The organism is Pararobbsia alpina (assembly GCF_902859895.1).
GTDB classification, from domain to species: Bacteria; Pseudomonadota; Gammaproteobacteria; order Burkholderiales; family Burkholderiaceae; genus Pararobbsia; species Pararobbsia alpina.
On sequence record NZ_CADIKM010000083.1, the window covers coordinates 1 to 9,932 of the forward strand.

14 protein-coding genes and 1 pseudogene are annotated in these 9,932 nt (G+C 59.3%); 11 read left to right on the forward strand and 4 right to left on the reverse strand.

The window, feature by feature from the left end; genetic code table 11:
- The coding region (locus tag HV670_RS28450) for an anaerobic sulfatase maturase (protein WP_246258057.1) at positions 1-975 on the reverse strand (975 nt) is incomplete at its 3' end.
- On the opposite strand from HV670_RS28450, the gene HV670_RS28455 reads away from it, so the two are divergent.
- From HV670_RS28455 to HV670_RS30685, 4 genes are all read left to right on the forward strand, one after another.
- Positions 911-1,408: a hypothetical protein gene (locus HV670_RS28455; RefSeq protein ID WP_175108298.1), complete on the forward strand. Its 498-nt coding sequence runs from the start codon at positions 911-913 to the stop codon at positions 1,406-1,408. The genes HV670_RS28450 and HV670_RS28455 overlap by 65 nt on opposite strands.
- 104 nt (positions 1,409-1,512) lie before the next feature.
- Positions 1,513-1,905: a YidH family protein gene (locus HV670_RS28460; protein ID WP_217478547.1), complete on the forward strand. Its 393-nt coding sequence runs from the start codon at positions 1,513-1,515 to the stop codon at positions 1,903-1,905.
- Positions 1,906-1,986: 81 nt separating this feature from the next.
- A complete protein-coding gene (locus HV670_RS28465; protein WP_217478548.1) occupies positions 1,987-2,808 on the forward strand; it encodes a bile acid:sodium symporter family protein in 822 nt (273 codons plus the stop codon).
- 553 nt (positions 2,809-3,361) lie between these two features.
- A complete protein-coding gene (locus HV670_RS30685) occupies positions 3,362-3,742 on the forward strand; it encodes a hypothetical protein (protein ID WP_217478549.1) in 381 nt (126 codons plus the stop codon).
- 2 nt (positions 3,743-3,744) lie between these two features.
- On the opposite strand, the gene HV670_RS28475 is transcribed toward HV670_RS30685, so the two are convergent.
- On the reverse strand, positions 3,745-3,918 hold the full coding sequence (locus HV670_RS28475) for a hypothetical protein (protein ID WP_175108300.1): 174 nt from the start codon (positions 3,916-3,918) through the stop codon (positions 3,745-3,747).
- A gap of 16 nt (positions 3,919-3,934) precedes the next feature.
- On the opposite strand from HV670_RS28475, the gene HV670_RS28480 reads away from it, so the two are divergent.
- Positions 3,935-4,843 (forward strand): HAD family hydrolase, encoded by a 909-nt coding sequence (locus HV670_RS28480; RefSeq protein WP_175108301.1) that lies wholly within the window; start codon positions 3,935-3,937, stop codon positions 4,841-4,843.
- Between the two features lie 137 nt (positions 4,844-4,980).
- Complete coding sequence (locus HV670_RS28485) at positions 4,981-5,397, forward strand: dihydrodipicolinate synthase family protein (RefSeq protein ID WP_175108302.1); 417 nt, start codon at positions 4,981-4,983, stop codon at positions 5,395-5,397.
- 96 nt (positions 5,398-5,493) lie between these two features.
- On the opposite strand, the pseudogene HV670_RS28490 reads toward HV670_RS28485, so the two are convergent.
- Positions 5,494-5,661: pseudogene (locus HV670_RS28490) on the reverse strand (ANTAR domain-containing response regulator); the annotation flags it as partial.
- 68 nt (positions 5,662-5,729) lie between these two features.
- Between HV670_RS28490 and HV670_RS28495 the strand changes: the two are divergent.
- Positions 5,730-6,134: a DUF4158 domain-containing protein gene (locus tag HV670_RS28495; protein WP_175108303.1), complete on the forward strand. Its 405-nt coding sequence runs from the start codon at positions 5,730-5,732 to the stop codon at positions 6,132-6,134.
- Entirely contained in the window at positions 6,083-6,454 is a 372-nt protein-coding gene (locus HV670_RS28500; protein ID WP_175108304.1) for a hypothetical protein, read from the forward strand. The genes HV670_RS28495 and HV670_RS28500 overlap by 52 nt, the downstream gene beginning before the upstream one ends.
- Here the strand turns inward: HV670_RS28500 and HV670_RS28505 are convergent.
- Positions 6,444-6,734, reverse strand: a complete 291-nt coding sequence (locus HV670_RS28505) for an H-NS histone family protein (protein ID WP_175108305.1) — start codon at positions 6,732-6,734, stop codon at positions 6,444-6,446. The two genes, HV670_RS28500 and HV670_RS28505, sit on opposite strands and share 11 nt — an antisense overlap.
- Positions 6,735-8,034: 1,300 nt before the next feature.
- Here HV670_RS28505 and HV670_RS28510 point away from each other — a divergent pair.
- The 3 genes from HV670_RS28510 (at position 8,035) to HV670_RS28520 (ending at position 9,908) form a co-directional block, all read left to right on the forward strand.
- The gene (locus HV670_RS28510; protein ID WP_175108306.1) at positions 8,035-8,262 is read left to right on the forward strand and encodes a hypothetical protein; all 228 of its coding nucleotides are present in this window, start codon (positions 8,035-8,037) and stop codon (positions 8,260-8,262) included.
- Positions 8,263-8,544 (forward strand): hypothetical protein, encoded by a 282-nt coding sequence (locus HV670_RS28515; RefSeq protein ID WP_175108307.1) that lies wholly within the window; start codon positions 8,263-8,265, stop codon positions 8,542-8,544. It begins immediately after the preceding gene.
- Between the two features lie 110 nt (positions 8,545-8,654).
- Positions 8,655-9,908, forward strand: coding sequence for a DUF1173 family protein (locus HV670_RS28520; RefSeq protein WP_175108308.1), 1,254 nt, complete (start codon positions 8,655-8,657; stop codon positions 9,906-9,908).
- Positions 9,909-9,932 lie beyond the last annotated feature (24 nt).

Consider the following 9,932-nt stretch of genomic DNA (forward strand, 5'->3'; position numbering starts at 1 on the left):
CAGTCCAAACTTACGCTGTTCGGGCGACGCCATGAGCTTGAGCATGTGCGTTTCGTGAATATTGCCCAACCGGTATCCGGGTTCGACAAAGTGATCGCAGCAATACAGATCACCGTTGTACTCGAGGGCGGGGCCAAGGCCGCAGGTCGGTGCGTGGATGCACAACAAATGGCGACCGAAGAAGGCCTCTAGCGTGACATCGAACAATTGCACGAAGACGCGACCGACGTCGTGGCGCACCCACTCTTCGAAGATGTCCATGAGGAAGAGTCCATACTGCTTCGCGCCGACCGAGCGATTCGTGACGAGATTGCCGGTCTGGGTGTAGAGCACGCGCTTGCGGCCTGCCTGTTCGCTCCAGCCGCCGTTGGCAAGTTGAATGGTCTGTTCCGTTGCACGCTCGATGATCGGAATGAACTGAATCCACCTCGCGCCGAGTTCATCGCGAAAGAAGCGATAAACCGAGCGGCCGTGCCGCTCGTTGGCGGAATTGACCGTGCAAAGAATGTTGAATTCGACGCCATGCTTGCGCAATTGCCTCCAGCCGTTTAACACCAGATCGAAGGTGCCTTCCCCACGACGATCGATGCGAAAGGTATCGTGGAGATCGCGCGGACCGTCAACGCTCAGGCCGACGAGAAAATCATGTTCCTTGAAAAACTCGCACCATTCGTCGTCGAGAAGAATGCCATTGGTCTGGAAAGTGTGTTTCACCACCTGTCCGGGCCTGCGGTGCTTTTCGACGAATTCGACCGCGTGCCTGAAAAACTCGACCTTCATCAGCGTGGGCTCGCCGCCTTGCCAGGCCACGATGATCTCCGGCGTGCGATGTGACTCCAGAAGTTGACGAATATAGGTTTCCAGCGTCGCCTGAGACATCCGATGTTTTTCATTCGGATACAGCGCCTCTTTGGACAGAAAAAAACAATATTTGCAGTCGATGTTGCAGGTCGAGCCGCTGGGCTTTGCCAGCAAATGGAAGCGCGGGGGGGCGTCCGGCGACCGGATTGCGGCCAGCTGTGAACCGTCGTCAATTGCCGATGACGAAGTATGTGAGCGCAACGTGGCCTCCATCGCCGTAGTACCCGTTGATTGTCAGACTATTGATAGATCGCCCGGCACGCGTCAGGCACGTCAACATCTAGCGAACAGGAATTCGGAAACGGAACATCGTAGAGAAAACGTGATTCGTATTAAAGGCGGCTTGCGAGCGGAATGCAAACCTAACTTGAGGTTTTTGAATTATGCGCATTGCGCGAAGCCGCATCTTGCGCTCGAAGCTCGTTTTTGCGCTATTCACCTGTACAAGGCGTTTAAAAATGATTGCGCGCAGTCGGGCCTATGGAGCAAGTACTTAAGTACTGTTCCAATGCGCCGCGTTCTCGCAATCGAGCGTCTCATGCACTAGATTAACCTTGATGCAAGCCACCGGCCTTCTGATTCGTGACAGCATCTGGATTGTATTGCCGCAATTCAGGCCCACAATTTCATGCGGAGGCTGGTGTGACTAAAGTGGAAGCGCGCTCGGCAAATCAGCTGGCCGAAGAACGGACTGACCTCGCAACGACGCGCACGCTGATGGCGGCCGACCGCACGCTGATGGCGTGGACGCGCACCGCACTCTCCATGATCAGCTTCGGGTTTACGATCTATAAGCTCCTCGAAGGATTCAGGGAAGCCGGCGTGCATCTGGCGCATCCGCATAGTCCTCGAAACATTGGCCTGTTCCTGACGGGACTGGGCACCGTATCAATGGTATTGGGAACGATCGAGTACTGGGCACTGGTCGCCAGTCTGCCTGAGTATCATGCTGTAAGTGTCTGGCGGCCGACTTTCTTCGTCGCGTTGGTCATGGCCCTTTCGGGTAGCTTCCTGTTTATGAGCATCGTCGTCAGGTTGCTCTAAGAGACGCAGCGTGTGGTAATCGGTTTGCCGGTCGCATTGATTATCACATGGTCGATTTACCTGTTCGAAGGCGCCAGTGTCGTGACTGAAATCGTACTGATCCTGCTCAAGCTCGCCGTCGGCGTATTGATCGCCTGCGTCGGCGCGGGAACGTCGTTTTCGGAAGTAACCTATGTGTGGCAGCGGCCCAGGCTACTGTTCCGCTCTCTCGCGGCAATGTATCTGCTCGTTCCGCTCGTCGCGTTCGGTCTCGTGCTGATCATGCCCATCGAGCGAGGGGTCAAGGCGGCAATGCTGGCGCTCGCCGTGTCAGCGGGCGCGCCGCTGCTCCCAAGGAGGCTGAAGAAGCTGCGTAGCGAGCAGTACGTCTTTAGCCTGCTGTTCACGTCCTCGCTCGTGGCGATCGTGGCCGTACCGGTGTGGACGGCGCTGCTGAGCGCCTGGTTCGACGTTGAAGTGCAGCTGTCGATACGCACTGTGGTAACGGATATTGCCAAGACCATTCTTCTGCCAATCCTGATCGGCATGGGGCTTCGCGCCATTTTCCCCGTATCCGCGGACCGAGTGGCGAACCGGGTCATGATGATCGCGTGGATCGTCCTGGCAGTCTCCGCGATCACCTTGCTGGGCGTCCATAGGGAGCACCTCGTGGGGCTCAGTTGGCAAGGCGTGCTCGCGCTCGTGGCGCTGATGGTCGCCGCGTTGTTCATCGGTCAGGTCCTTGGCGGACCCAACCCGAACGACCGAACGGCGCTGGCGATCACCTGCGCAATGCGACACGTCGGCATCGCGTTGGTGGTCGCAGCGGAGTTCGTCGGGGTAAGCACATTGGTGCTCGTCGTAGCGTACTTCATGACTGCCTTCGTCGTTTCGACCATCTATTTGAGCTGTCGACTACGATGATCGTCGAACGTCATGGCGAGCCATTCTTTCAGCAAGCATGCGCCATTGCGGATCCTGGTGCAGGATCTCCGCCGAGTAGAGCACTCGCCTGGTGTCCTAGCTCGGATCGAAGTGGAAGCATATAGTTATGTTCCGGGCTAATCGCAAAAGACTGCTCACGCCACACTGCTCCTAGCCTGGTTCGGCTGCATCGTTCAGCAGGGTAGAGTCATTCCGATTCGACCGGAAAACGACGCGAATCGCGAATCTGTGTCTGCTTTCAGGAGGACATCGTGAATCAACCCTCGGACCTAAGAGCAATCCCGGTCACCGCCATCGATATTTTGCTCGAACCTGACGCAACGATGATGAAGAACGCAGAGGCCGCCAACGCGCGGCTTCGCAAGAGCTTTCCCAATGGCTTCGCCCTGGATGAGACCCATCAACCACACATCAGCTGCTTGCAGCGGTATGTCAGGACGGCGGACCTGATAGGGTCTACGAGGCGGTCGACAAAGTTCTGGCCGGTGAGAAACCGGCCAGCTGGGAACTGAGCGCGTACAAGTACTACTATTTGCCCTGGAAGGAGATCGGCCTCGCCGGCATCGTAATTGAGCCAAGCGATGACCTGATCGGGTTCCAACAGAAACTGATCGACGCCGTCGCCCCGTTCACCGAGAGTACGGGGACCGCAGCTGCGTTTGTCACCACGACCGAGGACCCCGAGATTAACCAACCGACCATCGACTACGTGGCGGCCTACGTGCCAAACGGGACCGGGAGAAACTTCAACCCACATGTCACCGTTGGCATCGCCTCTCAGGCCTACCTGAACAAAATGCTCGAAGAGAGGTTCGCGGCGTTTGCGTTCTCACCTGCCGGAGTAGCGGTCTATCATCTTGGCAACATGGGAACCGCTCGCAAGAAACTGAGCAGTTGGGAGTCGGAGGCATGAGGCTACGTCATGGCGGCGGCGCTGTCGATGTGCCTGACTTTGCCTGAAACCACGCCGCACACTTCGTCGATGTCGCGCATTTCAATGGCGAAGTTCGTCAAGCAGTCCAGGATGTTCCTGTCCAGCCAGACGCTGAACACGTTCGCCTCGGCGACGCGCTCCAGAAGGTCCGCCAATAGATAGGGGAAAGTGATGGCACTCGAAAGCTGGAACGACGGCGTGGCTAAGTCGACGATCGTCGACTTCGTTGCGCGTGTTACGAAGGAAGGCGCAGTCGAATACGTCCCACCCGCCGAGCGCGTCGCGGTATTCGACAACGACGGTACGCTATGGTGCGAGCAGCCAATCCAGGTGCAGATATTCTTCCTGATAGACCGTGTGAAGGAACTGGTGGCGAATGATCCGTCGGTGAAGGAACGCGAGCCTTTCAAAGCGCTCCTCGAACAGGATTTCGCAACGCTGCTCAGGCTCGGGAAGCAGGCCGCAATGGAGTTGTTTGCGGCTACGCACGCGGGGATGAGTGAGGACGAGTTTGAGATTATTGCGCGCGCGTGGTTTGCGTCCGCCCGCCATCCGAAATACGGGCGCCTGTTCAAGCAGTGCACGTACAGTCCGCAGGTGGAACTGCTCGGCTACTTGCGTGAGAACGGCTTCAAGACCTACATCGTCTCGGGCGGCGGTGTCGATATGATGCGTGCATTCGCCGAGGAAGGCTACGGGATCGCCCGCGAACAGGTGATCGGATCCAGCATGAAGCTGCGGTTCGAGATCAAAGAGGGGCGATCGCACCTCATGAAAGTTGGCGAGCTCGGAAGCTTCGACGATCGCGAAGCGAAGGCCGCCAACATTGGTCTGCACATCGGCCGGCGTCCGATTCTGGCATTCGGCAATTCGGACGGCGACCTGGCGATGATGCGCTACACGAAGGGGGGCACGGGACCGCGTCTTGCGCTCCTGCTTCATCACGACGACGGCGAGCGCGAGTTTGCTTACGACCGCGAGTTCAAATTGAGTCCGCTCTCCGAGGCACTCGACAAGGCGATCGAGTACGACATTACTGTCGTCAGCATGAAGCGGGACTGGAAGATCGTATTTGCCTGATCGAATCCGCAGCGGGGCAACATACGTGCGTGCGCAACTTGGGCACAGTTGCGGACGTGCAACGTTGCGCGAGGGCCCTGAAAATTGGGCCGTTTCCTGCAGCAACTGTTTCGGGCGACTGGGCGAACACGAAGGTCATGATCGATAACTTCGCCGCAGATGGCTTTGCCGTTTTTCCCGCGAGCGAGTCCTTTCTGCCTGAAGCGCTACACATCGGCGGCGCCGGTTGTATAAGTGCGACCGCGAATATCAATCCGGCTGGAATCCGCGCGCTCTACGACGTGTGGAAAACCATACAGGCGAGAGAACAGCATACAAGAGCGACGGCGATACGGCAGATCTTCCAGCCGCTGCCGATTATTGCTGCCATGAAAGCGACACTGGCACACTGGCGTCGCGCGCCGTCGTGGCAGCACGTACGGCCGCCTTTGACGGTACTTCCGTGTCGTGCGAATCAACCCGGGGACGCGATCAACGCGCGACGCCATATCGAGAAGGCCATGCGCATCCTGACTCGAAGGCCGGGCGGCCATCGGGCGGATCGTGGTCGTTAGCGCCGGGGCAGATTGAGTTCGCGTGCGGCTACGGCCCCGAGAATGTCGCCGTGCAATGCATCGAGCCGGTCCGACCGGGCGCTCAGGTGCGCGACTTCAGCCCGTTGTGCCGGGCTTGGATGCTTTCCTCAGGCCGAGCTTTTCCATCGCTTCATGGGCGTCGATCACCATCGTAGCGACCTCGCCGACCGCCACCCGGAGGCTCGTGGCACGTGAGCGCATGTGTTCGTAGGCGTCATTTTCGCTCAGCCGATGAGGATCCAACCAGAAATTCTCACATTCCCGCCGACTCCCATCGCCTGTCAATCCTAACCCAGCACGAGATCGACGAGTTGTATGGGCTGCCACGCTTCACCGACGAGGACCGGCAGACCTGCTTCGACCTAAGCGAGCCCGAACGGCACGCGGTTCATTCGCGCACTACCTCGGTCGCCGTGCATCTGACGCTGCAGCTTGGCTATTTCAAGGCCAAGCGCCAGTTCTTCGACTACGATCAGGATGCCGTCCGCGACGATCTGCTGCACATACTGGGTCGGCATTTCCCCGGCAGGAACCCGGCGGCCATCAACCTGCCGTCGTACCCGACGCGGCGTGCCCTGCAGCACACCGTCCTCGAGCTGCTCGGCTTCCGGCTCTGCGACAGCAGCGCCAGGGAAGAACTGGAAAGCCGCGCCAGCGCATCGCGATGCTTTCGACGCAGCCGATCTACATCCTGCCCGAAACACTTCAGTATCTGAACCAGCAGTGCATCGTCGCGCCCATCTATACGTTCCTCCAGGGCATGGTCGGGCGGGTCGTGACAGGAGAGCGCAAGCGCATCACGCAACTGCTCGCCGATGCGCTCACGCCCGACATCACCAGGCAGCTCGATGGCTTGCTGCAGGCCGACGAATCGGCATTCCGGATCAGCGTGCTCAAGCGCGAACCGAAGGACTTCAGTCACAAGGGGCTCCGCCAGGAGGTCGAGCGCCGTCAATTCTTTGCGCCGCTGCACCGATCGCGAGCCCAACGAGCGGCACGCTGCCGCTCGAATAGCGTAATCCTTGCTAGATCTTGAAGGTGTCGCGTTCCTTGCCCGCAATCCAACGAGGCGGCTTACCGCGACCGCTCCAGGTCACGCCCGATTCGGGATCCCGGTACTTGGCCTCTGCCGCCTTCACGCTCTTTTTGCCCTTGCCGCGACTGGTCGCAAGGCCGAGATCCGCCAGCGTGATGCCATAGTCCACCATCTTCTGCTTGAGTTCGTCGACGACTTGCGCAAATTCACGCTCCTTCGCATCGGCGATTTGCTGCTCGAGTGCTTGGCGTTGCTGGAGAAGCTCTTTATACGAAGACATAGTGTCCCTTGATGTTGGACTTGTTCAGAAAACTACGCGCATCAACCAAACGATACTCGGCGAATTGATAGTGACGCCAGCTACCGTCGGTTTCATTGGTTTTATCGAGTCGCATTTTAATGCTGTTTTGAGCAAATCGGCGTCCAAAAGCCCCCCTATTTTTCTCGCCTTATCGTCTAAAAGAACAATTCCAATTGAATCACACTGAGCGACAGTCGCTGTCTTGACTTTCCGTTGGCGACGCTAATGTGAATGCATCCCCCATCCGGAGGTCACATGCAACTCAGATCCGTCACACCGCTTCGGCTCGTCGCGGCAACCGACGACCGACCCAATACCCCGCTGTGGGCGCTTCACTTCCCTGCTCAAAACGACTGGTACGCCGCGCCGACAGAGATCGCCGCGCGCGAGCTCGCCGACTCGTGGAATGCCTTCATCGCACGGACCACGACGCTCGGCGCGCCACACCAGGGCGTGCCGTGGCGCTCGCGTGGCCACACGGCGCCGGGTCCCACGCGAAGTGCGTGCCTGAGTGGTCGACCGTGGTCTGGGATTTCACACCGCCTACGGCGCTGCTCTTATGAGTGCGCGCGACGCCTTTCCACGTCATTCGTTGGATGTTCAACGAATGATCCTGCGCGACATCGACGTGCTCGGGATCCTCGAAGGTCGCAAGACGCAGATGCGCTTGCCGATCAACCCTGGCCCTTTCTCGATCGCCGGCTCCAGCGCAATCGCGAAAGGTGAGGCTTTGTGGGGGGGCGAAGCCTTCCGCGTAGCGGCGGTCGCCGAGCGGCATGAGCCGGGGCGCCCGCAAGTACTTCGCCACAGTTGGGTACCGGAGCGACGAGGTGTCGCGCGAGGTCGCGATATCCGCGCACGACTACGGAAAATTGTTGAACGCGCGCCCGCGCGGCTGGTCCGCTGCACATCTCATGCCGAAATGGGCGTCCCGCCTCGAGCTCCCAATCGAAGACGTCCGGGTAGAGCGGCTGCAGGACATCAGTGAAGCTGACGCCATCGCGGAGGGCGCGCGCTACTTTCGCGACTTGCCATCCGATCCGCTGGATACGCCTTCGAATCGTTGGAGCGTCCCGACGCCACGAAGCACCCGCGAGTGCCTTTCTTCGGCGCAATTCGCGTTCGCCAACGACTTCTGTAAACAGCAGGGCATCGCCCTCGACTTTGATCTTTGGGACGTCAAGCTGCGAGCGATGCAGTTCTCCGTCACGAGGTTTTCGCAACGAAAGTCCACGGATACGAAGTGCCCGCGGCAACAATCCAAGCGGTCGAGCAGCGCATGGCAGCCGGCACCTTCGAAGCGTTTGACGTCCGCCGCGTCCTGCTCTCCGAATTCCAACGTCATCCCAAACGCGGCCCGTCCGATCCATTCCGGGTCGCTGACGCCGCAGCGACTCGCATCATTCGCCTCTATGCCGACAAAGGCGAGATCAGCAAGGTCAACGGGACACGGCGGTGGATCGGGCGTATGTATTCGTCGCAACGTCCGAACGTCACGGTGATTTAAATGTGGGAAGAGCTACAGTGGTTCGCGACCGTGCTGGGCATTGCCGGCGCCATTACCAACAGCGTGGGTGGCAAGCTCTTGCGTTTGACTTGGCCGATTTGGCTCGCGTTCAGCATCGTGGGGATCATGGTTCTTCGACACCTCGGTGCACATGGCCTGCTCGTGCAACAGGGGTTCTATCTCACGACAACCCTCATCGGCGGATTTCGACACTTCTTTCCTAATGCATGGCGACGGTTGCTCGGCCGAGAGGGCTTTTTGCCGTCCGAACACTCGACATGACCAGAGATAGTACGATTGGCCGGCCGCGAATTGGACGATCGCACCCACACTGACTTCCCTGTGCTCGGCCTTGAGCCTGTCACCTGACCCGTCCCGACAACAAACCAGATATGCCACTCGTTCTTCTGAACGGTAAAACGCAGGAGCTGGAAGCGGTGCAGGAAGACCCTTCGCGCTTCGCCGCCGAGCTCGAGCGCGCAAAGCGCATCGACGGGCATGCGAACTGCCTGTGCTCCGCTAGCCGACCGAAGCTTGTCGTGCGCGCACTCGGCGCCGGGCTCATCCTGGCGCGTTGGCCCAATACCGGCAACGAGCACGACAAAGACCACTGCACCTTTTTCGAGGACGAGCGTCGCTCGGCGCCCGGTGTTTTCGACGCGGCAGACCCATTCATCCCCGGACCTACCGGACTCAACGCCAAACTCGACGTGTCGGTTACCGTGCGGACGTCCGGTCCAGTGCCGGGAGGCGGCTCGACCGCCCGGCGCGCGGGGACGCAGCGACGGTCTGCGGGGCTACTCGCGTTCCTCGAATATCTCTGGGAAGGCGCGAATCTGCACAAATGGCATGGGGATCGTTATCGTAGCTGCGGAACCTGCTTCTCACGCCTGAGCGCACAGATCGACGGGGGCAGCATCAACTCAAAGCCCATGTCTGGGATCGTGCACGTAATGGAGCCGTTTGCCGAGGACCGAAAGGCCGAAATCGACGCCCGATTTCAGTCTTTCCTCGGCCGCGTCGTGCGCGACAAGGAGACAAGGCGCCGTGGCTCTCTGTTGTGTGAAATCAAGGAATTCAAACCGAGAAAGTACGGATTTCAGGTGCTAATCCGCCAGAGCAACCTCGCCCGCCTCTTCATGTCGCAGCAGCTCCACGACAAGCTCGCGGCCTCGTTCGCCGGCGCGTTCAGCGCAATCGGGGACACAAGCCGCCGCAATGCTGCCCTGCTCGTGCTCGAGCGAAGCGCGTCCGGAACACTTACGCTCGTCGACGCAGCCGCTATGCTTCTGAGCCGCACCTACCTGCCTTGCGACTCCTCATACGAAGTCGCTCTCGCCAATCGACTTGTGGACGAATCGCGGCGTTTCACAAAGCCGCTTCGCCACGTCGGCGATGCAGCGACCCATCCCGACTTCATCCTCAATGACGTGTGTCCCGAGACTGTCATCGAGGTCTACGGGATGAGCGGGAACGTCGAATACGAAGCGCGCAAACTCGAGAAGCGTCGCCACTATGCAGCCAGCGGTGTGACCTGCATTGAGTGGGAGCCCACCACAACCCATCTCGTTATACACATCTTGACTGGCGAGTCTCGGTCGCGAAAAAGCGTGTTTACTTTCAATGACATAGAGCGGCGCTTGTAAACTGGCGGCGGATCGCGTTTACTC

What these genes read in the sequence shown, in the direction of transcription:
- HV670_RS28520 (WP_175108308.1), top strand. Translation starts at nt 8,655, where the DNA reads ATGCCACTCGTTCTTCTGAACGGTAAAACGCAGGAGCTGGAAGCGGTG.
- HV670_RS28510 (WP_175108306.1), top strand. Translation starts at nt 8,035, where the DNA reads ATGGCAGCCGGCACCTTCGAAGCGTTTGACGTCCGCCGCGTCCTGCTC.
- HV670_RS28505 (WP_175108305.1), bottom strand. Translation starts at nt 6,734, where the DNA reads ATGTCTTCGTATAAAGAGCTTCTCCAGCAACGCCAAGCACTCGAGCAG.
- HV670_RS28500 (WP_175108304.1), top strand. Translation starts at nt 6,083, where the DNA reads ATGCTTTCGACGCAGCCGATCTACATCCTGCCCGAAACACTTCAGTAT.
- HV670_RS28480 (WP_175108301.1), top strand. Translation starts at nt 3,935, where the DNA reads ATGGCACTCGAAAGCTGGAACGACGGCGTGGCTAAGTCGACGATCGTC.
- HV670_RS28515 (WP_175108307.1), top strand. Translation starts at nt 8,263, where the DNA reads ATGTGGGAAGAGCTACAGTGGTTCGCGACCGTGCTGGGCATTGCCGGC.
- HV670_RS28485 (WP_175108302.1), top strand. Translation starts at nt 4,981, where the DNA reads ATGATCGATAACTTCGCCGCAGATGGCTTTGCCGTTTTTCCCGCGAGC.